Here is a 25,046-nt window from a genome sequence, read left to right as displayed (position 1 = left end):
CTCAGCCCTTCACGAAGAGTTGCCGCGGCACATTCGACAGGCACTCGACGCCGGTTTCGGTGATCGCGATGCTTTCGGTGATTTCGAGTCCCATGTCCTCAAGCCACAGACCCGTCATGAAATGGAACGTCATGCCGGGTTTCAGCTCGGTGCGGTCACCGGGCCGCAGGCTCATGGTGCGCTCGCCCCAGTCAGGCGGATAGGACAGGCCGATCGGATAACCGGTACGGTTGTCCTTGATGATCCCGTATTTTTTCAGCACGGCGAAAAAGGCATTGGCGATGTCTTCGCAGGTGTTGCCTGGCTTCGCTGCCGAAAGTCCGGCTTCCATGCCTTCGAGCGTTGCTTTTTCCGCATCGAGAAATGCCTGTGTCGGCTTGCCGAGAAAAACGGTGCGCGACAGCGGGCAATGATAACGCCTGTAGGCGCCGGCGATCTCAAAGAATGTCCCTTCTCCAAGGCGCATGGGTTTGTCGTCCCACGTCAGATGCGGCGCCGATGCGTCGGCTCCGGACGGTAAAAGCGGAACAATGGCGGGATAGTCACCGCCGAATTCGGCGGTGCCGCGAATGCCGGCATCGTAAATCTCGGCAACAAGATCACATTTGCGCATGCCGGGCTCCACCACATCGACGATGCGCTTGTGCATCAACTCGACGATCTTGCCTGCCTTGCGCATATAATCGAGTTCGGTCGGGCTCTTGACTGCGCGCTGCCAGTTCACGAGACCGGCCGCATCCTTGAAGCGGGCGTTCGGCAGATGTTTCTGCAGCGACGCAAAGGCGGCGGCGGAAAAATAGTAGTTATCCATCTCGACGCCGACGGTGAGGCCGGACCAGCCCCGGTCTTCGATGATCTGCGACAGCAGATCCATCGGGTGCCGTTCGGTGGATTGAACGTAATGATCAGGATAGCCGATAATATTGTCATGGGCGAGGTAGGCCGTGCGCTTTGCGCCATTGGCGTCCTGTTTTCGGCCATACCAGATCGGCTCGCCATCCGGTGGCACCAGAACGCATTGATGCACATAAAAGGACCAGCCGTCATAACCGGTCAGCCAGTGCATGTTGGACGGGTCGGTGACCACAAGAAGGTCGATGCCGGCCTTTTCCATGGCTTTGCGGGTTTTTGACAGGCGCGCGGCATATTCCTCGCGCGTAAAGTTCAGCGTTATGCTCACGCTGCGTCTCCCATTTTTATGCTGTTTTCGATGATCTGGCCGCTATTGGCTTCCCTTGCACGGGTGAAGGCGAGATTGGCGATGGCGGTATCCTGCACGCCGGTGCCGGTCAGGTCGGCAAAGGTTATCTGGTCGCGGTTCACTCTTCCCTGCGCCTTGCCGGCGATGATCGCCCCAAGCTCGGGAAATTGCTGATCCGGCATGACACGCCCTGCGGCGATGGCATGGTGCAGCTCGCCGAGAATGCGGGTTTGGGTCAGACGGTCTGCAACATAGGTTGTCCGGGCAAAGACGCCGGGATCAATCTCGTTCTTGTGTTCGGCGTCCGATCCCATCGCGGTCAGATGCTGGCCCGGTTCCAGCCAGTCGGCAAACAGGATCGGCTTTTCGGATGGCGTTGTGGTGATGATGATGTCCGCGCCTCGTATTGCGGCACGCGGGTCGGGCAAGGCGGTGATCTCGATACCGTGTTCGCGGGAGAAATCGCCGGCGAGTTTCTGCGCCCTGTCATGGTTTCGGGCCCATATCCGGGCCGATCTTATCGGGCGCACCAGCATCAGGGCTTCCAGCTGCAACCGTGCCTGCATGCCTGCGCCGAAAATCGTGGCGGTGGAGGCATCCTCGCGCGACAGGTGGCGCGCAGCGACTGCGCCGGCTGCGGCGGTGCGAACATCGGTGAGATAACCATTGTCGAGAAGCAGCGCCTCCACCAGTCCCGTTTTCGCACTGAAGAGGATCATCAGGCCGTTGAGGCTCGGCAGGCCAAGCTTCGGATTGTCGAAGAAGCCGGGGCTGACCTTGATGGCGAAACCTTCAAAGCCGGGCACGTAAGCCGTCTTTACATCCACTTCGCCGCGGAACTCCGGAATATCGAGACGCAGGATCGGCGGCATGGCGACGGCTTCGGTGGCCAGTGCCGCAAAGGCCCGTTCGATGCAGTCGATGGAAGACAGGTCGAGCTTGATGATGGCGCGCAGGTCGTTTTCGGTCAGGATGGTGATGCGGCTCATGCGACAGCTCCCTCGACGATCGTCTTGTGAATGGCCGGGTCGATATTGCCGCCGGATACGATAAGAGCGGTGGGGCCGCTGATTTTGATCTTGCCCGATGAGATCGCAGCAAAACCAACCGCGCCGGCTCCTTCCACGATCAAACCTTCTTCGCGTGCCGCATGGCAGATCCCGGCAGCTATCTCGGCCTCGGAAACCAGCACGATCTCGTCAAGCAGCGCGCGGCAGAGTGCAAAAGTCACGCGGTTTTCCAGCCCGATGCCACCACCCAGCGAATCCGCCAGTGTTTCCTCCTCCCGCACGGAGACAGGCCTGCCGGCCGAGAACGATGCATGCATGGCCGCGCCGCGCTCCATGGAAATGCCGATGATACGGGCCTGCGGTCGCAACGCCTTGATGGCCACGGCAATGCCGCCTGCCAGGCCGCCACCGGAGAGGGGAATGAGGATGGTTTCCAGATCAGGCATGTCCTCGACAATTTCGATGCCGATCGTGCCCTGACCGGCCACGACATTCACATCATCAAAGGGCGGGATCGCCGTCAGGCCGTGGCTGCCTGTCAGGCGTTCAACTTCCTCCTGCGCGTCGTCCTGCGATGTGCCGACGATGCGAATATCAGCGCCGAGGGCACGGATGGCTTCGACCTTGTTTGCCGGCACGAGCGACGACATGCAGACCGTGGCGGGAATGCCGAGTTTGCGCGCGGCATAGGCGACAGCGCGGCCATGATTGCCCGTCGAGGCGGTGACAAGGCCCCGCCTGCGTGCCTCGTCGTCAAGCGACAGGATCGCATTCATCGCGCCGCGCAGCTTGAAGGCGCCAACCGGCTGAAGGGTTTCCAGTTTGAGATGGACCGGCGCGCCGTGACCTTGCGACAGGGCACCGGAGCGAACCAGCGGCGTCCGCTCCACGTGGCCGAGGATACGTGTGGCAGCCTGCTCGATATCTGTCAGCGAGACCGGCAGCAGGAATGTGTCAGCGGATATGGAAAGGTTTTCGCTCTTCATGATTGTCATGTTGAGAGCGAAGTAAAATCATGTCAATTATTATATTGTAATGATTCAATGATTTTCGGGCAAGGGCGTTTCAGCCGATGGAACCGATGTCATAAACCGGCGGCAATTGCTCGAAGGCCTGGCGCACCGTCGTCAGTGCCTTGGCGAGGCTTTGATGGTTGAGGCGTCCACCGAGACATATGCGGATGCCGCCGCCGTGGCCTGGCCCGGCAACAAAGGGCTCCGATGGCGTGACCGCAACGTTCTGGTTGGTCAGGGAGCGGACCAGGCCGTCTTCCGTCCAGTGCGGCGGAACCCTGAGCCAGGCGCAGAAGGAGAGGGGATGGCTCGAGGCGATATGGTTGCCGAGGATTTCCATTGCAATGGTCTGTCGGGCGCGGGCTTCGGCGCGCTGGACGTCCAGCAGCCGGCGCGCCGTGCCGTTTTCAACCCAGCGTGTGGCGATTTCGGCGGTCAGATATGTACCGCTCCAGCTCGACACCCGCAGGATGGAGGCGGCGCGGATGGAATAGGCGGGTGGTACGACGAGATAACCGACCCGCAGCCCTGTCAGGACCGTCTTGGTAAAGCTGGTAACGAAAAAGCCCAGATCCGGCAGCATCTCGGTGATGGACGGCAACCCGTCTTCGATCATCGGGCGATACACTTCATCCTCAATGACGAAGACGCCGTGTCGTTGCGCAATCGCGGCGATGTCGCGCCGGCGTTCCGCGCCCGCGACGTGGCCGGTGGGATTGTTGAGGGTGGGGATGAGAACGAGCGCCCGCACCCCGCCCGCAGCACAGGCGGCCTCCAGCGCGTCGGGCAGAATGCCCTCGCCATCGGTGGGCAGCCCCTTGAGGCTGAACCCCAGGATGTTCGAAAGACCGATAATGCCGTGGTCGGTAAGGTTTTCGCACAGCACGACGTCGCTCGAACGGACGATGCAGCTGAGCGCGAGAAAAATGCCGTGTGCGGCGCCGTTGGTGACAAGGATACGCTCCGCACCGGCCGTGACGCCCATCATGCCGAGCCAGCTGCGTGCCGTCTCGCGATGACTGTCCAGTCCCGCGACCGGACGGCAGGGGCGCATGAAGCCTGAATTGTCACTATCCGCCAGTTCGCGCAGGATCGCGCGCGAGGCAGCTTCGTGCTCCTCGAGATAAACGCCGCGGATGATGGAAAGATCAAGCACCTCGGTCGGGCTGTGATCCAGCATCATGCGGCCCGCCCGGTCTGTTACCCGCGCCTTGACGAAGGTGCCGCGGCCGATTTCGCCGCTCAGATAACCCAGCCGTTCAGCCTCCTTGTAGGAGAGGCTGACGGTCTGGACGGAAAGGCCAAGATCACGGGCCAGATCACGATGGGTCGGCATGCGGTCCATCGGCTTCAAGACGCCGGCATCGATATCGGCGATGATCCGTTCCGTCAGTGCCGAATGTTTGGTCTCGCCCTTCTGCTTGGTCAGGCTTGGCCGCCATGCCACCGGTTTTGTTGCGGGAACCGGATCGGGGCTGAGCGGATTGGCTTGACGACGCATGAAATTGTCTCGTTTTTGGCGAAGGTAATTTCATGACATTATGCACGGTTCTTCAAAAAGATGAAGCCTTATGCATTGCCGGTGACGATTGCACGGCGAATATGCGCAATCGTCACGCTGTTGCCGCTCAAACAGGCATTGATGGTGGAAGCGGGATGGCGCGGATCCTCAGATTTTTTCGCCCGCCTGTACCAGTTCATCCATGACGCTGCGAACGGCAGCTTCGGCGATGGTGATGATTTCGTCCACCTCTGCCTTTGTCGTGACGAGTGGCGGCGCAAAACCCAGAATATCGCCATGCGGCATGGCACGTGCAATGAGACCGCCGTTGCGCGCCGCCTTGGAAACGCGCGCGCCGACCGCAAGACCGGGGGCAAAGCGGGTTTTCCTGTCACGATCGGCGACAAATTCGATTGCGCCCATCAGGCCCACACCGCGCACTTCACCGACGATTGGCAGCTGGGCAAACTTCGCCTTGAGCTGTTCCTGGAAGTAGCTGCCGACAGCCCTTGCATTGCCCGGCAGGTCTTCCTTTTCCACGATGTCGAGTACGGCATTTGCCGCTGCCGCACCAATTGGATGGCCCGAATAGGTATAGCCGTGCGAGAAGGCACCGACGCGATCGGCGCCTTCCTCCATCACCTTGTAAACCTTCTCGCCGACGATTGCGCCGGACAGCGGGAAATAGGCGGAGGTCAGGCCCTTGGCGACGGTAATCAGATCCGGTTCGATGCCATAATGCTGCGAGCCGAACATGGAGCCGGTACGCCCGAAACCAGTGATCACTTCATCGGCGATCAGCAGGATGTCGTATTTCCTGAGGACAGTCTGTATCGCCGCCCAATAACCTTCCGGTGGCGGTGTAATGCCGCCGGTGCCGAGTACCGGTTCGGCAATGAAGGCACCAATCGTATCGGGATTTTCCCGGAGGATAAGGGCCTCGAGCTCGTCGGCACGCCGTTTTGAAAATTCGAGTTCGGTTTCACCTGCTTCCGCGCCCCAATAATGATGGGGAGCGCCGGTGTGCAGAATGCCCGCACGCGGCAGGTCCATATGATCATGATAGAAGCTCATGCCGGTCATGGAGCCGGAGACGACGCTGCAGCCGTGATATCCGCGCTCACGCGAGATGATCTTCTTCTTTTCCGGCTTGCCGCGCAGGTTGCTGTAATACCAGACAAGCTTTGCCTGGGTCTCGTTGGCATCCGAACCGGACATGCCATAAAAGACCTTGCTCATCCTGCCTGGCGCCATTTTCACCAGCCGGTCAGAAAGGATTGCCAGTTCGTCGGTCGTGTGGGCGGCGTAGGAATGGTAATAGGCAAGGCGATAGGCCTGACGGGAAATAGCCTCGGCCACCTCGGTGCGGCCATATCCGACATTGACGCAATAAAGCCCGGCGAAACCATCGATCAATTGTTTGCCATGCGCGTCCTGAATGCGAATGCCCTTGCCGGTTTCAACGATCGTCGGTTCGCCGAGCTTGCCGCTGGCGAAATCCTTCAGCTGCGTAAAGGGGTGCAGAACTGCGTTGCGATCCATTTCGGCGATACGTTTGATGTCGATGGTCATGACAGAAATTCCTTTCAGGCAGCAAGATTGCCGAAGCAGACATATTTGGGTTCGAGATATTCCAGGAGACCATGGCGCGACCCCTCGCGGCCAAGCCCGGATTGTTTCCAGCCGCCGAATGGAATGGGCGCGCCGGTGAATTTCGGCGTGTTGACGGCCACCATGCCGTATTCCAGCTGGTTGGTGAGACGCATCGCGCGGCCGAGGTCGTTGGTGTAGAGATAGGCTGCAAGCCCCATTTCCGTCGCGTTGGCGCGGCGGACTACCTCCTGCTCATCGTCGAACGGCAATATGGCGGCGACCGGCCCGAAGGTTTCTTCGCGGGCGATCAGCATGTCGTCGGTAACGTCGGCAAGAACCGTCGGCGTAACAAAATTGCCGCCCAGGGGACTATCCTGCCCGCCGCAGACCAGACGTGCGCCGGCTGACAGAGCCTGGGCGATCTGCTGACGGCATTTCTCGGCGACAGAAGCGCGTGTCATCGGGCCGATATCGATATCGGGTTCAAGGCCGTGGCCGACCACAAGTTCGGACGTCGCTTTGGCAAACTTGTCGATGAACCGTTCGTAAACTGCGCGTTGAACGTAGATGCGGTTTGCCGCAAGGCAGTCCTGTCCCGATGTGGCGAATTTGGCGCCGAGGCAGCCTTTGACCGCCTGGGACAGGTTGGTATCCTCGAACACGATGAAAGGCGCATGGCCACCAAGCTCAAGCGATGCTTTTTTGACGGTTGCCGCCGATTGTTCGAGGAGGACCCGTCCGACCTGCGTCGAACCGGTGAAGGAAAATGCGCGAACATCGGTGTGGTCCAGAAGGCGGCGCGCCAGCGGGGCAGCTTCGCCAGGCAACACCTGTAAAACGCCTGATGGCATTCCCGCCTCTTCCGCAAGCTTTGCCAGAGCCAGAGCCGAGAGCGGCGTTTCCGGTGCCGGTTTGACGATCATGGTGCAACCGGCGGCAAGAGCGGCACCGGCCTTGCGGGTTATCATGGCGGAAGGGAAGTTCCATGGGGTGATTGCCACGGTAACGCCGATTGGCTGCATCTGCACGGACAGGCTACCGCCCTTCAAATGGCTCGGGATGGTTTCACCATAGGACCGTTCGCCTTCGCTCGCGAACCAGTCGAGAAAATTGGCGGCATAGGAAATCTCGCCAAGGGATTCAGAAAGCGGTTTACCCTGTTCGGCGGTTATGATGGTGGCGAGATCATCCGCGTTTTCACGCATCAACCTGCCCCAGGCGCGCAGGATGTCGCCCCGTTCGACGGGCAGCCGTTCGCGCCAGTCGAGAAAGGCTTTGCCGGCGGCATCGATTGCGACATCGACATCGTCGAGCGAGCAGGAGGACACGCTGGCGAGGTGGTCGCCGGTGGCCGGATCGATAACGCTCAGTTTCTCGTCACGCGCCACCCATGCCCCATCAAGAAAGGCACGATGCTCGACCAGATCGGGCCGATGCAGACTTTTTAGCGCCGCGCTGGCGATATCTTTCATGAGGAGGCTCCCTTTTTATTTGCAAGGAGCTTAACGGCGCGGCATCATCGATCGGCGGCGTTTGTTCCTGTCGTTACGCAGGAATAGTGCTTAGTTTCTCATATTGACGCAGGAATTCTGCATGACCACCATAGATCGAGCCGACAGGGCGCTGCTTGACGCCGTGCAGAAGAACAACCGCCTGACATCGGAAGAACTGGCGCAGATCGTCAACCTGTCGCCCACGGCATGTCAAAGGCGGCTGAAGCGCCTGCGCGAGGAGGGGGTGATTGAAGCGGATGTGGCAATCATCTCACCCAAAGCCGTCGGGCGCGGCATCACCATGATCGTTCTGGTATCGCTGGAGCGCGAGCGGGCGGACATCGTCGATCGCTTCAAGGCCGCCATTCGCGCCACGCGGGAAGTCATGATCGGTTATTATGTCACCGGCGACGCCGACTTCATCCTGGTCATCACGGCAAAGGACATGGAGGATTACGAGGCCTTCACCCGCCGGTTCTTTTATGAAAACCACGACATTAAAGGCTTCAAGACCATGGTTGTGATGGATCGGGTTAAAGCCGGTTTTGCCTTTCCAATCGAAGCGTGATTGGAGCGCCTCTGGTTTTCCGCTGAGCGTTTTGGGTGCCGTTTGAATGAACCCGCACCCGCGGCATGAGCCTCTTGGAAAGGAAAGCTAAAAAAACGCGCGTGCTGGCGTAAGTAACGCCAGCACAATTTCTGGATCGGCTCCGTGCCCCGAATGATCAGTCGGGACGCTGCAGCAGAGCGAGACCGACTGTGGATGCGGCGAGGATGGCGGTGAGAGCCAATGGCGCAGTAGCCCCATAGGAATCAACGATGTAACCGCCGAAAACCGCACCGATACTGATGGCAACCTGAAATGAAACGACCATCAGGCTGCCAGCTGCCTCCAGGGCGTCGGGTGCGCCACGGGAAAGGTTGGTCGGCAGCACCACGGGCGCCATGCCGAAGGCAAGGCCCCAAAGGGCGACGAGTGCAAATGCGGCACTGGTATGAGCACCCCAGACAACGAGGGCGATCGTCGCAAATGCCATCAGGGCGGCGGTGACGATGAGCGCAAGGCGGATACTGGTGTCAGCCATTCGGCCTCCCAGCACATTGCCGATCACCGAAGCGACGCCAAAGCCGAGCAGGGCAAGAGCAATCGGCGTGGTTTCAAGCAATGTTACCTGTTCGAGGAACGGACGCACATAGACCGAGCCGGCAAAATGCCCCGTCATCAGCAGCAGGATCGCAAGCATCCCCAATTGTACGCTGCGCCGTCGCGTCAGCCGCAGGACATCGGAAAGACTGTTGCTCGTGCTTGCCGGCAGCGACGGCAGGCTGAGGATCTGCAGCAGCATGGCAATGATTGCAAGTCCCGCCGTCATCGACATGGCGATGCGCCATCCCAGCCAGTCGCTGATCAAGGCGCCCATCGAGGGTGCTGCGATGGTGGCAAGTGAAACGCCGAGGGTGACGATGGCCATGCCGCGCCCGGTGGAATTTGCGCCGACGAGCCGCGCCACGACGGCAACGGAAAGAGCCCAGAAGCCGCTGAGCGCGATACCCAGTCCGGCCCGGCCCACCAGCAATAGCCAGAAATCGGCAGCAACTGATGCGAGAATGTTGGAGCCTATCGCCAGCGCGCTAAGACCGACAAGCACGGTCTTGCGGTTCAGTTTGCCGATGAGAACATTGCTCAGCAAAGCCGTCACGGCGCCCACGGAAGCTGTCGCCGTGACGACCTGCCCGGCGGTTCCCTCGGTGATGCCGAGATCGCGCGCCATGGGCGTCAACAATCCCGCTGGCAGGAACTCGGCCGATACCAGCGCAAAGCTGGTGGCCGCCATCGAAAGAACCGCAAACCAGGTCGCAGCCGTCCATGCGGGTTCCTCGGCGGCCTCCAGCCCAATTGTTGCCCCATCAAATTCTGATGTCGTGTCCGTCATGGTGTCTCTCCTTGAGTTGGGAGAGTTTTAGACGAATTTTTCCGGATGATATGTATCTAAAAATCCGAATTTCATGCCTATTCCTCCGAAATTTGTGCGTTGCACAACATTCGGCACGTCGATCCAAAGTGATCCTTTCACTCTCTCACATTCGTGCGGCTGCGCGCCCATCGCTGATTCTGGGTTTGCCCGCCATAACCATAGGCGTCGCCATCAACGGCGTGAACCAGAACATAGCTGGCCTCATGCACCGGGCCAACCAGCGCATTCATTTCGTCATAGACGCGCCGGACCCATTCGGTCGTTTCATCCTTGATATTGGTGTGGTCGGTAATCGAAACCTCGACATAAAAGGTGCCGATCTTCTGGTCTGCGACACTCGATCCGGCAATGATCCAGTCGGCGGGATCAGCACTTTCGACGAGGACTGCGGTGACGCCCGGATCCTTGTGCAGGATTTCCGCCGTGAGGCGGGACAGCAAGGCCGCGACCTCCTGTTTTGGGTCGTTTCCGTTCTGCGGTCTGGTGTATCGGGCTTTGATCATGGGCATCGGTCTATCTCCTTGTTGCGGGATGACCTTGCGCAAATTTCATCATAATGAGAAGATGATGATAAATATTCCATACATAGTGATTTCATATGATTGATCTCGAAAGCGTTCGCCTGTTCATTCTTTGCGTCGAACTCGGCAGCCTGACGAAGGCGGCCGAGGCGGCGGGAACCGTGCAACCTGTCGTCAGCCAGAAACTGAAGTTGCTGGAACAGCGCATCGGCAGAAGGCTCATCGACCGCTCGCCCCGCCACCTGCGGCTCACGGAGGACGGTCAGGTCTTCCTGCCGAAGGCGCGCGAGCTACTTACCAAACACGAGGAAGCGCTTGTTTTCAGCGATGAAACCCCGCTGCATTTCAGCCTTGCCGCCAGTGACCACGCGATTGGCAGCCGTCTTTCGACAGCCATACGGGCGATGCGCGCGGCGCTGCCCGCCAATGCGGTGATTGAGGTGGAAATCGGCTTTTCGCGGCGCGCGAAGGATCGTTTTGCGTCCGGGCAGGCCGACGCCGCCATCATCCGGCGCAATGGCGGTGGCCCCGAGGGAGAAATCCTTCGCACCGACAGGATGGGATGGCGGGCCGCGCCGGACTGGCGGCGGCGCGCAAATGGCGCCGTCCCGCTGGTCTCACTGGGGTCTGAATGCGCAGTCCGGGAAATCGCGGTATCGGAGCTTGGAAGGGCAGGCGTTGAATGGCGTGACGCCTTCACGGCCGGAAGCTGTTCGGTGCTGCATGAAGCACTTCTTGCAGGGGCGGGCGTCGCGCCGCTTGGCGACATCAGCGCCCGTGGGCTGCCCGACAGGGGTGCCGAGCTGGGGTTACCAACACTCCCACCCTCCGACATCGTCCTGCTGTCGCGAGCGCGAACACCAGCCCACGCATCGGCAATCCGGGCGCTGGCCGCTGCCGTATCGGGCACTGGCGACTAGGCGCGGCGGCCGGGATCTCTTCCCTGTTCGGCTGTGGTCAATCTCTGGTGCGTCGTCCCGCTATTCACGCATATGCTCAGACTGCCTGCCCACATATTCCGCGATTGAAATGTCGCGCTGGTGATCCATTTCGGAACCTCTGCGATGTGCGGTCATTTACATGGTGTAACCACAAAGCAAAGGAAGGCCCAAATGGATTGGAATCGTGTCGAAGGTAACTGGAAGCAGATGAAGGGCAAGGTCAAGGAGCAGTGGGGCAAACTCACCGACGACGACCTTGACGTCATCAACGGCAAGCGCGAGCAGCTCGAAGGCAAGCTCCAGGAGCGTTACGGTTACGAGAAGGATCGTACAAAGAAGGACGTTGACGACTGGTATGGTCGTCAGAACTGGTAACCAACAGACCCCGCTTCGGCGGGGTTTTCTTTATCCGAACCTGCCGTCGTGAAACTTTTTCAGGTGCTGCGAGTTTGGTCTGTAGAGCAATCAGCTCGCACCTGTCACCAGCACATAATCAACCGCTACGCGGAGGATTTATCGTCCTTTCGGAGGGGATACCCTATGAACTCTATCATCTATCTCGTCGGGCTCGTCGTAATCGTCTTGTTCATTCTTTCACTGCTGGGGTTACGCTAATGGTCGATTCAATCGGTACTGAAACCAATCGCAGCTATGTCGACTGGCCTGCCATTTTCGCCGGCGCGGTCATTGCATCTGGGGCCATGGCGGTACTAACCACCTTTGCCGGCGGATTGGGTCTGAGTTCAATCTCGGTGGATGATGGCGGCGAGGTCAGCTCGATCTGGCTGATCATAACCGGCCTGTTCGTTATTATTTCCATGGTCGGTTCTTACATGCTGGGCGGCTACATCACCGGCCGGATGCGTCGTCCAGCCGGGCAGGCTGACCGAAACGAACAGACTGTTCGAGACGGTCTCAATGGCCTGGTGGTCTGGGGGATCGGCACAGTCGTCTCCGCTTTCCTTGCTCTCGGCGTGCTGTCCGGCGGAGCGAAAGCCGTGGGAAGTGTGGCGCAAACCGCAGTTGAAGCCACCGGATCGGCGGTTGGCGGAGTGGTGCAAGGCGCCGGTCAGGTCGCAGGCGGTTTGATCTCGGGAGCCGGCAGTGCCGCGGGCGGTATCGCACAAGGTGCCGGTCAGGCTGCAGCGCCCAGCATTGAGCAGATGCTTCCGCAGGGCATGAGGGCAAATCCCATCGACTACTTCACCGATACATTGTTGCGAACGGATGCGCAGGCCACCCAGCCGCAGGGTGATCAAACCGCTGGCGATTATCAGCGGCAGATCAGCGGCATTCTCGGCAATCTGCTCACGACCGGTGAGATTTCTGATGCAGACAGAACCTGGCTCACAAATCAGATCGCGGCTCGCACCGGCATCAGCCAGACCGATGCGCAGGCAAGGGTAAACGAGACGGTTGAACGTGTTCAGGCCGTGCGAACCGAAGCGCAGAAAAAGGTCGATGAAGCTCAAAAGCAGATCGATGACGTGAAGGCCCAGGCTCAGAAGGCATTGGACGACGCCAAGACAAAGGCAGCTGATGCGGCTGAGAAGGCACGCGTTGCAGGCATCCTCACGGCATTCCTGCTGGCGGCTTCAGCCATTGTGGCATCTGCCGCGGCCTATATCGGTGCCGTTCATGGCGGTCGACATCGGGATGAAGGGCGGATTTGGGGCGGTCTCGCCTACCGGAAATGATCGGCTTTGAATAGCAGACAGGAGCCTCCAGCCTAACGGGCTGGAGGCTCTTTAGCTTAAAGACCGTCCGATGAAACCCACCGGTTCCGGCCTGTCTGCTTGGCGTTCAGAAGCGCGGCGTCCGCGCGTTCCAACACGCTGCTCACGGTCCCCGCATCCGGTGATGTCGCGATACCGATCGATATGGTGATTGGGTCAAGCAGGCGACCTCGGTAGGTGAAAGGCGCTCGCTCGACGGCGTGCCGCAGTTTCTCCGCCACCTTGATGGCATCTTCAACACCGGCAGCCGGCATGAGCACGGTGAATTCCTCGCCGCCAAAACGGAATAATTCACCCAGACCACCGATCGCTTCTGAAAGGACCTGGGCGACATATTGCATCACTGCATCTCCGGCGTCATGGCCAAAGCGGTCATTGAAGCGCTTGAAATGGTCTATATCGAGCATCAGGCAGGCGAGATTTTGGCTTGGCTTCTCGATATGCCTGTTCAGTTCCTCATCAAGAGACCGGCGGTTCAGGAGACCCGTCAGGGCGTCCTGTCTCGCCATGCCGACCAGTCGCTGCCGAAGCTGGAGATTTGCGACGGCAAGGCCGACATTCTCGGCGAGGAGTTCCAGATATAGTCTCTCGGTCTCCAGTGTCTCGTTGCCCTGCGGAATTTCAAGATATAACAAGCCAACGGTGTCACCCAGTGCCGTGAGTGGTATACACAGGCCTGTTCCGACACTGCCCTTGATATGATGGCAGGCGACGTCGTCTCCATCAGGGTTACTGGCATGGGGACGCCCGCGTCGGAGCGCCCAGCAATCGTCGATCGAAAACTCCGGAGCGGAAAACGACGGATTGGACCACTGCCCTGTCGATTGGAGAACCGAGCTGTGTTCTTTGATGACAAGCAGGCGGCCGGCGATGGCGGGGAAAATCTGCGGCATGAATTTCGAAACGACGTCGGACAATTCATCCTGGTTTTGACATGCCTGAATCCGATGCATCATTTGCAGGATCAGGTCCTTTATGCGCTGGTTCTTGCGGTGTTCCGCGTCAAGCCGGTCCCGCTCAAGCCCGTTGCTGCGGAAGATGCGGATGGCCTGGTTCATGTCGCCGATTTCGTCACGACGTCCCTCGTCGGGCACATCGATACTGTAGTCCTGCCTGGCAAGGCGCGTAACGATATTGCTCATCCGGATAAGCGGCGCGGCAACACGTCTGGTCAGGACGAAATAAAGTACGGCCACAAACATCAGGGCGGTGAGCGCAAGCATCGCCTTGGCGATCGATCCATAGAAATCGCTCCGGCTTTTTGCCTGGTCAACCGTTGCCTGCGAGCGGGCTGCGATACCCTCTCTCAAACCAGCGACGGTGTTTATCAGCCCCGCATGCAGCCGATAATGCTCATCGCCGAACAGGATCTGCTGTGCATCGTTCTGGCGGCCGGATCGATAGAGGCTGATGGCCTCTCGCTCCATCCTGTCCAGCGCGTCAGCGCTCTTGCGGATCTCCTGAAATGAGCCTGCCTCTTCCGGCGAAACACCGAGCGCGGAGAGCTTATCCACGGCGTTTTCGAGGTGCTTTTCCTGATCTTCGTCGACGTAGAATTTCGCCAGGTGCTGCTCGTCACCGCGCATGACGTAAAGACGAGCCTCCTCGGTACGCTCGTCCGCAATGAGCGCCAGTTCCTCGGCAAGATCATTCAACTGGAGGTGATCCTGGATGGCCACCCGTTCTTGAGAAGCGCTTCTGGCTGACAGAATGAATGTGGTCGCCGATACCGTCGTGAGTACGAGGGTCACGGCATAGGCCAGATTCGTGATGGTGCTAAGTCGCATGATGGCGCCGTCTGCTTGCCGCAAGCCATGATAACCGGGTGCGGCGAATCCAATATCAGAATCCGCTTATTTTAGTGCATCTCGTAAAAACGGGAAGTTAACCTGCTGGAGATTATCGGGTGAGCACCGATCGCCTGAAAATCCGCCAGGGATTCCACTTTCACATGGCGGTTTCGGCAGGGCTATCTCGCCCAGCGGCTTGTCGCGGTCAATGACATCCGGCTGCAGGGTACAGGTGGAGTTTCGCGTGCTTCTGCCGCATGTTCGCGACGGGCGAGGAACGTCATCAAGCCGCGGAAGCGAGGCTGCGCAAGAAGGCGAGGCAACGGACGAGCTGCGACGCGGCGGCAGCGCAGAAGTCCAGAGCCGGTTCGGATTTCTCGCAGTTCATCCCGTCGAGATAATAGTCGAGCAGGATGCCGCAAAGCGTAACCGGCTGACCAAGCACCAGATCCAGTTGCCCGGACAATCGTGGCTTGTGACGAAATTTAAGGCCGGGGATGGACCTGATCCGCGCCTGCGTTTCCTCGATAAATGCCCTTGAGGTCTGATCGTCCTGCCATTCTGCCACAGCGGTGAGGAGTTTTAAAAAATGCTCCTCCAGCCCGAGAATATCCGGCGTGTCTCCCGGTGGTGCGGCGACCCTTGCGGCATGAAACGCCTGACGCCTTTCCCGGCGCATCGTCGCGACATGGCCGAGTTCCTCGCGCGCCATTTTTTCCGCCGCCTGCCGCACGTCGGCGCTGGGCGCCTGGGCGGCAACGTAGCTCCAGAACATAAATGCCCGTTCCTCGTTCCTGACGGCGGCCGAAAAAGCGCGGTAGGCGTCGAGCGTTTCTGGCGGCACCATATCGGCGCCTTCCGCATCGAACATGGGTGAAAGGTCCGGGGCGGCGATGGTGCCCGCAGTGTCGGTCGGTGCCGTCTCGGCAGCCCATACGCCGACCTGACGCAGATGCGTTTCCTCCTCGGCAATCAGCCGTTCGAAAACGACGGCAAGCGCCGGCTGGTTTTCATCCAGCATTCGTTGTCTGAGGGCGACATAGCCGTCGATTGCTTCCTGTTCCATGCGGGCTGCGGTTTCCAGCACGGCGTGCATCGTCGTCAGAACGGGCGGTTCGGCATTCAGTCTAGACATGGGTTTCTCTTCAAAATCCTTGTCCCACACTGCCACATCAAACAACGCGGTATTTGTTCTGGATCAATGAGGCATCCGGCGGCGCGACTATTTTGCATTCAACCCACCGAGGCCCGACCGATGCGACATGGCCGAGCGTGGGAGTGAACGTCGTGTCGCACCCCGATGGAATGCCCAATGCCGAAAAATACTCATATCGGGAAACAAGGTCTGGCTGTTTTTCTTTCTTTTCTGATCGCGCTTTTCACCCTCGCAGGCCAGGCCTTCGCTGCCGGCAGTCTTGTCGATTATCTCGCCAAGGTTCAGCCGGCGGAGCTGTTTGCCGCGGCCGACCGCTTCGGCGAGCCGGTGGGGGAGCCTGCCATCGTGCCCGTCTACAAGGGCAGCGATATCGCCGGTTACGCTTACCTCAACTCGGATTTCACCAATTCGACCGGCTATTCAGGAAAACCGATTCACATCGTTGTCGGCATTGACAGGGCCGGCGTCGTGCGTGGTCTGAAGCTCGTCGATCACAAGGAGCCGATCGTGCTGATCGGCATACCGGAAACCCGGGTCGTGGCTGCGCTGAATTCGGTGATCGGCCGCGATCTGGCCAAGGTCGCTACCGGTGCGGAACGCCCGCCGCAGGTCGATATCGTCAGCGGCGCAACGGTGACCGTTCTTGTAATGGGCGACAGCGTCGTCCGCTCGGCGGTCAAACTCATTCGCAGCGGCAGGCTCGGAGATGGCACAAATGCTGCAGTCGCGGCTGCGTCGCCGCAGCCGGTCAAAAAACTCGATGTTTCGAAACAGGAGGTTTCCGACTGGCAGACGCTGCTCGGCGATGGTTCCATCCGCGCCCTGCGCCTCAGTGTCGGTGAAGTCTCGGATGCCTTTGCAAAGGCCGGCCAGCCGGATGCGGCCCGGACACCGGAAGCGCCCAATCCGCAGGACCCGTTCATCGATCTCTACGTCGCTCCGGTCAGCGTTCCCGCCATCGGCCGCAGCCTGCTGGGTGAAGAAGGTTATGGAAGGCTGGTAAAACGCCTGAAGCCGGGTCAGTCCGCCATTCTCGTGGCGGGTGACGGCGCCTATTCGTTCAAGGGGTCGGGTTATGTGCGAGGCGGTATTTTCGACCGTATCGAGCTGCTTCAGGACGGGCAGGGCATTCGCTTCCGCGATCGGGATCACACGCGGCTGACGCAGATCGCCGCCGAGGGCGCGCCGCATCTGCGTGAAATCGCCCTTTACGTGATCCCTGACAGTTTCGCTTTCGACGTGACGGAGCCGTGGGAGTTACAGTTGCTGGTGCAGCGCACCACGGGTGTGCGGGACAAGGCAACGATGCCATACGATCTCGGCTACACGCTGCCCGCCGGCTACGTCAGCATCGAGACGCCGGCAGCCCCACCCGTGGCCCCACCGGTAGCCGCAGCAACGACGCCGGCAGATGTGCCGTTCGATCTGGAAAACGCGCCGCTCTGGGTTAGCATCTGGGAAATGAACCGCGTCTCGGTCGCCGTAACCTTTGCCGGGCTGCTGGTTCTCACCGCCATCTTCTTTTTTCAGGACTGGCTGGTCAAACGTCCCAGGCTGTTCGGCTGGATCAGGCGCGGCTATCTGCTTTTCGCGCTGGTCTGGCTCGGCTGGTATGCCAATGCGCAGCTTTCGGTGGTCAATGTCCTCACCTTCATCAATGCGCTGATCTCCGGTTTCCACTGGGATTTCTTCCTGTCCGCGCCGTTGATCTTCATTCTCTGGGCAGCGGTTGCAGCGGGTCTGCTGTTCTGGGGGCGCGGGCCCTTCTGCGGCTGGCTCTGCCCCTTTGGTGCGCTTCAGGAACTGACCAACGGCGTCGCGAAATGGCTGAAGGTGCCGCAGGTCAAGCTGCCCTGGGGGCTGCATGAGCGCCTCTGGCCGGTCAAATATATCATCTTCCTCGGCCTCTTCGGCCTGTCGCTTTATTCGCTGGCGCTGGCGGAGACCTTTGCCGAGATCGAACCGTTCAAGACGGCGATCATCCTGAAATTCGCCCGCGAATGGCCCTTCGTGATCTTTGCGCTGACGCTGCTCGCCGCCGGTCTTTTCATCGAACGTTTCTATTGCCGGTATCTCTGCCCGCTGGGTGCCGCACTCGCCATTCCCGGTCGCCTGCGCATGTTCGAATGGCTGAAACGCTGGCCGGAATGCGGCTCGCCCTGCCAGCGCTGCGCCAAGGAATGTCCCGTGCAGTCGATCCATCCCGAAGGGCAGATCAACGTCAACGAGTGCATCTACTGCATGCATTGCCAGGAACTTTACCAGGACGACCACCGCTGTCCGCACATGATTCAGGTGCGGTTGAAGCGGGAAAAATTCGTGGCGCTCTCCACCCCTCCGGAAAAGGGAAAAGAGCGTCCGAAAACCGTGGTTACCCACAAGGGCAAACCGATCGGCACAGATGAAGGAGTGGCTGGCGAACAGGCCTGAGCCACCATCAAAGGAGAGAAGACATGTCGGATCGAAATATCGAAACTGGCCTCAGCAGGCGCCAGCTTCTCGGCTCCACGGCGGTTGCCGCGGTGGCGGGCGCAGCGACGGTCGGCGGCGCGCTGGCGGTTTCCAGCATCACGGCGGCACCGGCGCTCGCCGCAGGCGGACAGGCCTTCGAGGTCAAGCCCGGTGAACTGGACGAATATTACGTCTTTTTCTCAGGCGGCCACAGCGGTGAACTGCGCATTCTCGGCCTGCCGTCGATGCGTGAACTGATGCGTATTCCGGTCTTTAACCGCGATAGCGCCACCGGCTGGGGTCAGACCAATGAAAGCCGCAAGATCCTGACGGAGGGGCTGCTGCCTGAAACGAAGGAATATCTGAAGGACAAGGGCGACATCTACCTCAACGGTGACCTGCACCACCCGCATCCGTCCTTTACGGAAGGCACCTATGACGGCCGTTATCTCTTCGCCAACGACAAGGCCAATACCCGCGTCTGCCGCATTCGCCTTGACGTGATGAAATGCGACAAGATCATCCAGCTGCCCAACCAGCACACGGTTCACGGCCTGCGTGTGCAGAAATATCCGCGCACCGGTTATGTCTTCGCGAATGGCGAGGACCGGGTGCCGATCCCCAATGACGGTTCGGTTCTCGATGATCACAAGCAGTATCATGCCATCTTCTCGGCCATTGACGGCGACACGATGAAGGTTGCCTGGCAGGTGATGGTCGACGGCAATCTCGACAATGTCGATGCCGACTATCAGGGCAAATATGCCTTCGCCACCTGCTACAATTCCGAAGAGGGCGTGAACCTTGAGGAAATGATGGCGAAGGATCAGGACTGGATCGTCGTCTTCAACCTGAAGCGCATCGAGGAAGCCGTCGCCAAGGGCGAATTCAAGGAAATGGGCGGTGTGCCGGTTGTGGATGGTCGCCATGGCTCGCCATTCACCCGCTACATCCCGGTGTCCAACGGCCCTCACGGCATGAACACCGCGCCGGATGGCATCCATGTGGTCGCCAATGGTAAGCTGTCGCCGACGGTCACCGTCTTCGACGTCCGGCTGTTCGACGACCTTTTCGCCGACAAGATCAAGCCGCGTGATACCGTGGTTGCCGAACCCGAACTCGGTCTTGGGCCGCTTCACACGGCCTATGATGGTCGCGGCAATTGCTACACGACCCTGTTCATCGACAGCCAGATCTGCAAATGGAACCTTGAGGATGCCAAACGCGCCTACAAGGGCGAGAAGGTCAATCCGGTCCGCCAGAAGCTCGATGTGCAGTATCAGCCAGGCCACAACCACACATCCATGGGCCAGACCAAGGATGCGGACGGCAAATGGCTCATCTCGCTCAACAAGTTCTCGAAGGACCGGTATTTGAACGTCGGTCCGCTGAAACCGGAAAACGATCAGCTGATCGATATTTCCGGCGACGAGATGGTGCTGGTTCACGACAATCCCACCTTTGCCGAGCCGCATGACGCCACCATCGTCCATAATTCCAAGATCAACCCGGTCAGCATCTGGAGCCGCGACGACAGCTTCTTTGCCGATGCGGTGGCCCAGGCGAAGGCCGACAACATCGATCTGCTGATCGATTCCGAAGTCATTCGTGACGGCGACAAGGTTCGCGTCTACATGACATCGGCGGCGCCCGCTTTCGGTCTGGAAAGCTTCACCGTCAAGCAGGGTGATGAGGTGACCGTCTACGTCACCAATATCGATGAGGTGGAAGACCTGACCCACGGCTTCTCGATCATCAATTACGGCATCAACATGGAAGTGGCGCCGCAGGCCACGGCATCCGTCACCTTCAAGGCCGATAAGCCCGGTGTGTGGTGGTATTATTGCTCGTGGTTCTGCCATGCCATGCACATGGAAATGAAGGGCCGCATGCTGGTGGAGCCGAAAAAGGCATGAGGCATCCAAAAGATGCGGCGAGATGGGGGATGGTGGCGATTGTCGCCGCCATTCCCGGCTTGGCGGATGCTGAAACCATCCGCCTTTCCGCTGCCGCGACCCCAATACTTCAACAGGCCATCGACCGTGCACAGACGGGCGACGAACTGGTGCTGGAAAGCGGTGATTTTTCCGGGCCGGTGACCATTGGCACGTCCATTACGCTGCGCGGCGAGCCGGGTGCGGCCATTCGCGGCACCGGTCAGGGCAGTGTCGTCACCATCACCGCCGAAGACGTGATCTTCAGCGGCATTACCGTATCCGGCTCGGGCGGTTCGCTGGAAGACATGAATTCGGGCGTCTTCGTCGCCCGCACCGCCAAACGGGCGATTGTCGAAAACAGCCGCTTCGAAGAAAATCTGTATGGCGTCTATCTGCATGGCGCCGACGATTCCATCGCGCGCAACAATGTCATTATCGGTACGGGCGAAGGTCGTTTAAGCGAAACCGGCAACGGGGTAACCCTGTGGAACGCGCCCGGCGCACGCGTCACCGGCAATGACATCAGCTTCGGGCGCGACGGCATCGCCACCAATGCCAGCAAACGCAACGTGTTCAGCGGTAACCGGTTCAGCAAGCTGCGATTTGCCATCCACTACATGTACACCAACGACAGCGAGATCAGCGATAATGTCTCCACCGGCAATTCGGTGGGATACGCCATCATGTTTTCCAGCCGCCTGAAGATCACCGGAAACGTCTCCGATGGCGACCGGGACCACGGCCTGCTTTTGAATTACGCCAACAGTTCAACTGTCACCGGCAACACGGTGCGCGGCCATATGCAGCCCGCATCGCGCTGGAGCGAGCGCGGCATCCGCTCGCAGGAACATGGTGTGCCGGCCGCCGATGACGAGACTGCCGCGGATACCTCGGGAATGCGACCCGGCCCGGAAAAATGCGTCTTCATCTACAATGCCAACCGCAACCGCCTGCGCGACAATCGTTTCGAAGGTTGCGATATCGGCATTCATTTCACCGCCGGTTCGGAAGGCAACATGATGAGCGGCAATGCCTTCATCGCCAATCGCAACCAGGTCAAATATGTCGGCACGCGTTATGTCGATTGGTCGGAAAAGGGGCGCGGCAATTACTGGAGCGACAACCCCGCTTTCGATCTGGATGGTGACGGCATAGCCGACAATCCCTATCGCCCGAATGATCTGATTGACCGCGTGCTGTGGACCGCGCCGCAGGCGCGGGTGCTGACCAGCAGCCCCGCCGTGCAGGTGGTGCGCTGGGCGCAGGCGCGGTTTCCAGCCCTTTTGCCGGGCGGGGTCACCGACAGTCATCCCTTGATGTCGCCGCCGCAGCCTCCCAGGGAACCACGCTCATGAGCACGACCGTAAGCGTTCACGATGTGACCAAGACCTATGGCGGCAAGGTCAATGCCCTGCGCGAGCTGAGCTTTAACCTTCATGAAGGGGAGACCGTAGCTCTGGTCGGCCACAATGGCGCCGGAAAAACCACGCTGATCAAATTGCTGCTCGGGCTTATTCGCCCGACGTCGGGGCATGTGGAGGTGCTGGGCGAGAACCCGGCGAATGGCGATTTCGCCGTGCGTCAGGCGCTTGGTTACCTGCCGGAAAGCGTGTCTTTCCACCTGGCGCTGACGGGGCGGGAAACGCTTGCCTTCTACGCGCGCCTCAAACGGGTGCCCATGCAATCCGCCGACAGCCTGTTCGAGCGTGTCGGCCTTGCCGCTGTGGCCGCCGACCGCCCCATCCGCACCTATTCCAAGGGCATGCGGCAGAGGCTTGGCCTTGCCCAGGCATTGCTCGGTGCACCAAGGGTTCTGCTGCTCGATGAACCGACCAGCGGCCTCGACCCGGCCCTGCGGCGCAATTTCTACAACCTCGTCGATGAATTGCGGGCAGGCGGCGCGACGATCCTCCTGTCGTCGCATGCGCTGGGGGAACTGGAAGACCGGGCCGGACGCGTCATCATCGTCAATCGTGGCGTGCGCATTGCCGATGGCACGCTGGATGATTTGAGACGGATCGCCAGCCTGCCGTCGCGTATCCGTATCCGCCCGACTGGCGGCGGCGGAGCCACAGCGCCCGCCGATCCCGCGGTGCAATGGACACCGACCGGAGACGGCGCTTACGAGACGGAGGTGGCGCATGCCGCAAGGCTGCCGCTGCTGCACCGCCTCACGGCTGCTGCCGCCGGTATCGAAGCCCTGAGCCTAATCGAGCCGACGCTCGATGATCTCTATGCCCATTTCCTGAACAGCCAGGAGGCCGCGTCGTGAATAATATCCTGATCATTGCGGGAAAGGAAATTCGCGAAGGCATGCGCAATCGCTGGGTGCTGGCCACGACATTGCTGCTGGCAATGCTCGCCCTGACGCTGACGTTTCTCGGCAGCGCACCGACCGGCAATGTCGGCGCCAGCCGCATGGATGTGGTCATCGTCAGTCTCTCCAGCCTGACGATCTTCCTTGTGCCGCTGATCGCGCTGCTGATTTCCCACGATGCCATCGTGGGTGAGGTGGAGCGTGGCACCATGCTGCTGCTGCTCGCCTATCCGGTAGGGCGCAGCCAGATCGTTCTGGGCAAATTTCTCGGCCACATCGCCATCCTCTGTTTCGCCACCACCTGCGGATATGGCACGGCGGCGCTTGCGCTGGCGCTGATGGGCGGCGCGACCGGCCTTGAGGGCTGGCTGTCGTTTATTTCGATGACGGCATCGTCCGTGCTGCTTGGCGCGGTCTTCGTCGCCATCGGTTATCTCGTCAGTGCGCTATCTTCGGAGCGCAGCACGGCGGGTGGCGTGACGATCGGCATCTGGCTGTTCTTCGTGCTGATCTACGACATGGCCCTGCTTGGCGGGCTGGTGGCGGCGCAGGGCCGTTCGCTGCCCGGCGGATTGCTGGATTTCCTGCTGCTCGCCAATCCGACGGATGCCTATCGGCTCCTCAATCTCGGGAGCGGCGGGGCGGCGGCCCTTTCCGGCATGGGCGGGCTTGCCAAAAACTCCATCCTCACCGGTGGCGTGCTGCTTGCCGCCCTTTGCGCCTGGACAGCTGTTCCGCTCGGCCTCGCTTCGCTGTTTTTCTCAAGGAGGGATGTATGAAAACGGCCCGTTTTGCCCTTGTTCTTGTGGCTTCGCTGCTGCTTGCCGCCTGCGAAAATGAGCAGCAGGCGGAAACGCCGCCGCCCTTTTCGCTCACCGCCGAGGCCATGGGGCGATATTGCGGCATGAACGTCTTGGAACATGCCGGGCCGAAGGGGCAGATCATCCTGCGCCAGATACCGGAAGCCATATGGTTCTCCTCAGCACGGGACACGGTGGCCTTCACCATGCTGCCGGACGAACCGAAGGAGATCGCGGCGATTTACGTGTCCGATATGGGCAAGGCTGCAAGCTGGGAAAAGCCCGGCGCGGAAAACTGGATCGACGCGCGCAAGGCCTTCTTCGTGATCGGCAGTTCCCTGCGCGGCGGCATGGGCGCGGAGGAAGCCGTGCCTTTTTCCGAAGAGGCGGCAGCAAGGCAATTCGTCGGCAAGAACGGCGGCGAAGTCGTGAAATTCAACGATCTGCCCGAGAATTACATTCTTGGCGCCGGTGGCGAGGCGGCGGACGATCCGGCCGCGGAAGGGGCGCATGATCATGGATAACAAACCAGGCCGTCGCCGCTTCATCACGCTCATGGCTGCCTTTGCGGGCCTGCCGCTTTTACCTGACAGTGGTTTTGCCTCAGTCTCCCCCGTTGTCTGGCGGGGACAGGCACTCGGCGCGCCGGCAACGCTTGTGCTCAATCATCAAAACCCTGCAGAGGCGGAGCGCCTCCTGCGCAGGGTGGTGGTCGAGGTGGCGCGCCTCGAGAGTATCTTCAGCCTGTTTCGACCGGAATCGGCGCTGAGCGAGCTTAATCGCACCGGCGCCCTTGCCACGCCGCCCTCCGAAATGGTGGAGCTGCTGGAATTGTGCCGCAGCTTCCATGGGCTTGGGGACGGATGTTTCGATCCGACGATACAGCCGCTCTGGCTGCTGCATGCCCGGCATTTTTCGCGCGACGGTGCCGATCCCGCCGGCCCATCCGCACGGGATTTGAGAAAGGCATTGGCGCTGGTGGGCTTCGACAAGGTAAGTTTCGACGCGAACCGTATTGCACTGGGGCAGCGCGGCATGGCGCTGACGCTGAACGGTATTGCCCAGGGCTATATTACCGACCGCATCGTTGCCCTCTTGCGGGATGCGGGTGTGACCAGCAGCCTGGTGGATATGGGCGAAAATCGCGCCATCGGCAATAATGCGCAAGGCGCGCCGTGGCGCATCGGTCTTGCGCAATCGGAAGATGCCACCCTTCCTGACATGGTTCTCGATATCACCGACCGTGCCGTGGCGACCTCGGCGGGTGCCGGGTTCCAGTTCGACCACGCCGGCAATTTCAGTCATATCCTCGATCCGCGCACGGGCCTCAGCGCGCGCCGTTATGCGCGGGTCTCGGTGGTTGCCGACGATGCGGCGACGGCCGATGCGCTATCGACCGCCTTCAGCCTGATGGATGAGCGGGAGGTGGAAACGCTGCGCGCATCGCTTCGCAATGTCGAGGTGTATCTGCGCGCCTGAATCCGCAGGTTTCAGAAGCGGTTTTCCGGACGTGGCGCGTGTCGCGCCGCGAGATTGAGGTCGTGCATCGCCATCAGAACCAGTGTCGAGGGATCGTCACTTCCCGGTCCCGCAGGCCTTTTGCGGTAATA

At 60.2% G+C, this 25,046-nt stretch carries 21 protein-coding genes; 11 read left to right on the top strand and 10 right to left on the bottom strand.

The window, feature by feature from the left end:
* Nucleotide 1 precedes the first annotated feature (1 nt).
* From doeA to QSV77_RS18975, 6 genes are all read right to left on the bottom strand, one after another.
* Complete coding sequence (doeA, locus tag QSV77_RS19000; RefSeq protein ID WP_302734673.1) at nt 2-1,180, bottom strand: ectoine hydrolase DoeA; 1,179 nt, start codon at nt 1,178-1,180, stop codon at nt 2-4.
* On the bottom strand, nt 1,177-2,190 hold the full coding sequence (eutC, locus tag QSV77_RS18995) for an ectoine utilization protein EutC (protein WP_302734671.1): 1,014 nt from the start codon (nt 2,188-2,190) through the stop codon (nt 1,177-1,179). Before eutC ends, doeA begins: the two co-directional genes overlap by 4 nt.
* Entirely contained in the window at nt 2,187-3,206 is a 1,020-nt protein-coding gene (eutB, locus tag QSV77_RS18990) for a hydroxyectoine utilization dehydratase EutB (protein WP_302734669.1), read from the bottom strand. The genes eutC and eutB overlap by 4 nt, the downstream gene beginning before the upstream one ends.
* Before the next feature lie 70 nt (nt 3,207-3,276).
* Complete coding sequence (locus QSV77_RS18985; RefSeq protein WP_302734667.1) at nt 3,277-4,725, bottom strand: PLP-dependent aminotransferase family protein; 1,449 nt, start codon at nt 4,723-4,725, stop codon at nt 3,277-3,279.
* 168 nt (nt 4,726-4,893) lie between these two features.
* On the bottom strand, nt 4,894-6,297 hold the full coding sequence (locus QSV77_RS18980; protein ID WP_302734665.1) for an aspartate aminotransferase family protein: 1,404 nt from the start codon (nt 6,295-6,297) through the stop codon (nt 4,894-4,896).
* A gap of 14 nt (nt 6,298-6,311) precedes the next feature.
* Nucleotides 6,312-7,790: an NAD-dependent succinate-semialdehyde dehydrogenase gene (locus QSV77_RS18975; protein ID WP_302734663.1), complete on the bottom strand. Its 1,479-nt coding sequence runs from the start codon at nt 7,788-7,790 to the stop codon at nt 6,312-6,314.
* Between the two features lie 121 nt (nt 7,791-7,911).
* On the opposite strand from QSV77_RS18975, the gene QSV77_RS18970 reads away from it, so the two are divergent.
* Nucleotides 7,912-8,379 carry an Lrp/AsnC family transcriptional regulator gene (locus QSV77_RS18970; RefSeq protein ID WP_142842036.1) on the top strand — a complete coding sequence of 156 codons (468 nt, stop codon included), beginning with the start codon at nt 7,912-7,914 and terminating at the stop codon, nt 8,377-8,379.
* Nucleotides 8,380-8,536: 157 nt separating this feature from the next.
* Here the strand turns inward: QSV77_RS18970 and QSV77_RS18965 are convergent, their stop codons facing one another.
* Both QSV77_RS18965 and QSV77_RS18960 read right to left on the bottom strand, forming a co-directional pair.
* The gene (locus QSV77_RS18965) at nt 8,537-9,745 is read right to left on the bottom strand and encodes an MFS transporter (protein WP_142842037.1); all 1,209 of its coding nucleotides are present in this window, start codon (nt 9,743-9,745) and stop codon (nt 8,537-8,539) included.
* Nucleotides 9,746-9,882: 137 nt separating this feature from the next.
* Complete coding sequence (locus QSV77_RS18960; RefSeq protein ID WP_269700025.1) at nt 9,883-10,296, bottom strand: 4-oxalocrotonate tautomerase family protein; 414 nt, start codon at nt 10,294-10,296, stop codon at nt 9,883-9,885.
* A gap of 89 nt (nt 10,297-10,385) precedes the next feature.
* Between QSV77_RS18960 and QSV77_RS18955 the strand changes: the two genes are divergently transcribed.
* The 3 genes from QSV77_RS18955 to QSV77_RS18945 all read left to right on the top strand — a co-directional run bounded on the left by QSV77_RS18955 (nt 10,386) and on the right by QSV77_RS18945 (nt 12,946).
* Nucleotides 10,386-11,228 carry a LysR family transcriptional regulator gene (locus QSV77_RS18955; RefSeq protein WP_302734662.1) on the top strand — a complete coding sequence of 281 codons (843 nt, stop codon included), beginning with the start codon at nt 10,386-10,388 and terminating at the stop codon, nt 11,226-11,228.
* Between the two features lie 192 nt (nt 11,229-11,420).
* Nucleotides 11,421-11,624: a CsbD family protein gene (locus tag QSV77_RS18950; RefSeq protein WP_142842040.1), complete on the top strand. Its 204-nt coding sequence runs from the start codon at nt 11,421-11,423 to the stop codon at nt 11,622-11,624.
* 239 nt (nt 11,625-11,863) lie between these two features.
* A complete protein-coding gene (locus QSV77_RS18945) occupies nt 11,864-12,946 on the top strand; it encodes a hypothetical protein (protein ID WP_302734661.1) in 1,083 nt (360 codons plus the stop codon).
* Between the two features lie 56 nt (nt 12,947-13,002).
* Here the strand turns inward: QSV77_RS18945 and QSV77_RS18940 are convergent, their stop codons facing one another.
* Complete coding sequence (locus QSV77_RS18940; protein WP_302734660.1) at nt 13,003-14,772, bottom strand: diguanylate cyclase; 1,770 nt, start codon at nt 14,770-14,772, stop codon at nt 13,003-13,005.
* Between the two features lie 286 nt (nt 14,773-15,058).
* Entirely contained in the window at nt 15,059-15,910 is an 852-nt protein-coding gene (locus tag QSV77_RS18935; protein WP_302734658.1) for a ferritin family protein, read from the bottom strand.
* Nucleotides 15,911-16,087: 177 nt separating this feature from the next.
* Between QSV77_RS18935 and QSV77_RS18930 the strand changes: the two genes are divergently transcribed.
* From QSV77_RS18930 to QSV77_RS18900, 7 genes are read left to right on the top strand one after another with little or no spacing between them, the layout of a single operon-like run.
* Nucleotides 16,088-18,361 carry a NosR/NirI family protein gene (locus QSV77_RS18930; RefSeq protein WP_302734657.1) on the top strand — a complete coding sequence of 758 codons (2,274 nt, stop codon included), beginning with the start codon at nt 16,088-16,090 and terminating at the stop codon, nt 18,359-18,361.
* A gap of 23 nt (nt 18,362-18,384) precedes the next feature.
* Nucleotides 18,385-20,298 carry a TAT-dependent nitrous-oxide reductase gene (gene nosZ / locus QSV77_RS18925; RefSeq protein WP_046801298.1) on the top strand — a complete coding sequence of 638 codons (1,914 nt, stop codon included), beginning with the start codon at nt 18,385-18,387 and terminating at the stop codon, nt 20,296-20,298.
* Nucleotides 20,295-21,674, top strand: coding sequence for a nitrous oxide reductase family maturation protein NosD (locus QSV77_RS18920; protein WP_302734656.1), 1,380 nt, complete (start codon nt 20,295-20,297; stop codon nt 21,672-21,674). The genes nosZ and QSV77_RS18920 overlap by 4 nt, the downstream gene beginning before the upstream one ends.
* The gene (locus tag QSV77_RS18915) at nt 21,671-22,591 is read left to right on the top strand and encodes an ABC transporter ATP-binding protein (protein ID WP_302734655.1); all 921 of its coding nucleotides are present in this window, start codon (nt 21,671-21,673) and stop codon (nt 22,589-22,591) included. Before QSV77_RS18920 ends, QSV77_RS18915 begins: the two co-directional genes overlap by 4 nt.
* Entirely contained in the window at nt 22,588-23,415 is an 828-nt protein-coding gene (locus tag QSV77_RS18910; protein WP_302734654.1) for an ABC transporter permease, read from the top strand. The genes QSV77_RS18915 and QSV77_RS18910 overlap by 4 nt, the downstream gene beginning before the upstream one ends.
* Nucleotides 23,412-23,960 carry a nitrous oxide reductase accessory protein NosL gene (locus tag QSV77_RS18905; RefSeq protein ID WP_302734653.1) on the top strand — a complete coding sequence of 183 codons (549 nt, stop codon included), beginning with the start codon at nt 23,412-23,414 and terminating at the stop codon, nt 23,958-23,960. The genes QSV77_RS18910 and QSV77_RS18905 overlap by 4 nt, the downstream gene beginning before the upstream one ends.
* Nucleotides 23,953-24,915, top strand: a complete 963-nt coding sequence (locus QSV77_RS18900) for an FAD:protein FMN transferase (protein WP_302734652.1) — start codon at nt 23,953-23,955, stop codon at nt 24,913-24,915. The genes QSV77_RS18905 and QSV77_RS18900 overlap by 8 nt, the downstream gene beginning before the upstream one ends.
* Nucleotides 24,916-25,046 lie beyond the last annotated feature (131 nt).

The organism is Agrobacterium sp. V1, from assembly GCF_030518355.1.
GTDB lineage: Bacteria > Pseudomonadota > Alphaproteobacteria > Rhizobiales > Rhizobiaceae > Agrobacterium > Agrobacterium cucumeris.
Note: the sequence above shows the minus strand (reverse complement) of the source record. Positions and strands in the feature narration are given on the sequence as shown.

Excerpts from the sequence above, each read along its gene's own strand:
- eutC (WP_302734671.1), bottom strand. The coding sequence starts at position 2,190 with ATGAGCCGCATCACCATCCTGACCGAAAACGACCTGCGCGCCATCATC.
- eutB (WP_302734669.1), bottom strand. The coding sequence starts at position 3,206 with ATGACAATCATGAAGAGCGAAAACCTTTCCATATCCGCTGACACATTC.
- QSV77_RS18985 (WP_302734667.1), bottom strand. The coding sequence starts at position 4,725 with ATGCGTCGTCAAGCCAATCCGCTCAGCCCCGATCCGGTTCCCGCAACA.
- QSV77_RS18980 (WP_302734665.1), bottom strand. The coding sequence starts at position 6,297 with ATGACCATCGACATCAAACGTATCGCCGAAATGGATCGCAACGCAGTT.
- QSV77_RS18975 (WP_302734663.1), bottom strand. The coding sequence starts at position 7,790 with ATGAAAGATATCGCCAGCGCGGCGCTAAAAAGTCTGCATCGGCCCGAT.
- QSV77_RS18970 (WP_142842036.1), top strand. The coding sequence starts at position 7,912 with ATGACCACCATAGATCGAGCCGACAGGGCGCTGCTTGACGCCGTGCAG.
- QSV77_RS18965 (WP_142842037.1), bottom strand. The coding sequence starts at position 9,745 with ATGACGGACACGACATCAGAATTTGATGGGGCAACAATTGGGCTGGAG.
- QSV77_RS18960 (WP_269700025.1), bottom strand. The coding sequence starts at position 10,296 with ATGCCCATGATCAAAGCCCGATACACCAGACCGCAGAACGGAAACGAC.
- QSV77_RS18955 (WP_302734662.1), top strand. The coding sequence starts at position 10,386 with ATGATTGATCTCGAAAGCGTTCGCCTGTTCATTCTTTGCGTCGAACTC.
- QSV77_RS18950 (WP_142842040.1), top strand. The coding sequence starts at position 11,421 with ATGGATTGGAATCGTGTCGAAGGTAACTGGAAGCAGATGAAGGGCAAG.
- QSV77_RS18945 (WP_302734661.1), top strand. The coding sequence starts at position 11,864 with ATGGTCGATTCAATCGGTACTGAAACCAATCGCAGCTATGTCGACTGG.
- QSV77_RS18940 (WP_302734660.1), bottom strand. The coding sequence starts at position 14,772 with ATGCGACTTAGCACCATCACGAATCTGGCCTATGCCGTGACCCTCGTA.
- QSV77_RS18935 (WP_302734658.1), bottom strand. The coding sequence starts at position 15,910 with ATGTCTAGACTGAATGCCGAACCGCCCGTTCTGACGACGATGCACGCC.
- QSV77_RS18930 (WP_302734657.1), top strand. The coding sequence starts at position 16,088 with ATGCCGAAAAATACTCATATCGGGAAACAAGGTCTGGCTGTTTTTCTT.
- nosZ (WP_046801298.1), top strand. The coding sequence starts at position 18,385 with ATGTCGGATCGAAATATCGAAACTGGCCTCAGCAGGCGCCAGCTTCTC.
- QSV77_RS18920 (WP_302734656.1), top strand. The coding sequence starts at position 20,295 with ATGAGGCATCCAAAAGATGCGGCGAGATGGGGGATGGTGGCGATTGTC.
- QSV77_RS18915 (WP_302734655.1), top strand. The coding sequence starts at position 21,671 with ATGAGCACGACCGTAAGCGTTCACGATGTGACCAAGACCTATGGCGGC.
- QSV77_RS18905 (WP_302734653.1), top strand. The coding sequence starts at position 23,412 with ATGAAAACGGCCCGTTTTGCCCTTGTTCTTGTGGCTTCGCTGCTGCTT.
- QSV77_RS18900 (WP_302734652.1), top strand. The coding sequence starts at position 23,953 with ATGGATAACAAACCAGGCCGTCGCCGCTTCATCACGCTCATGGCTGCC.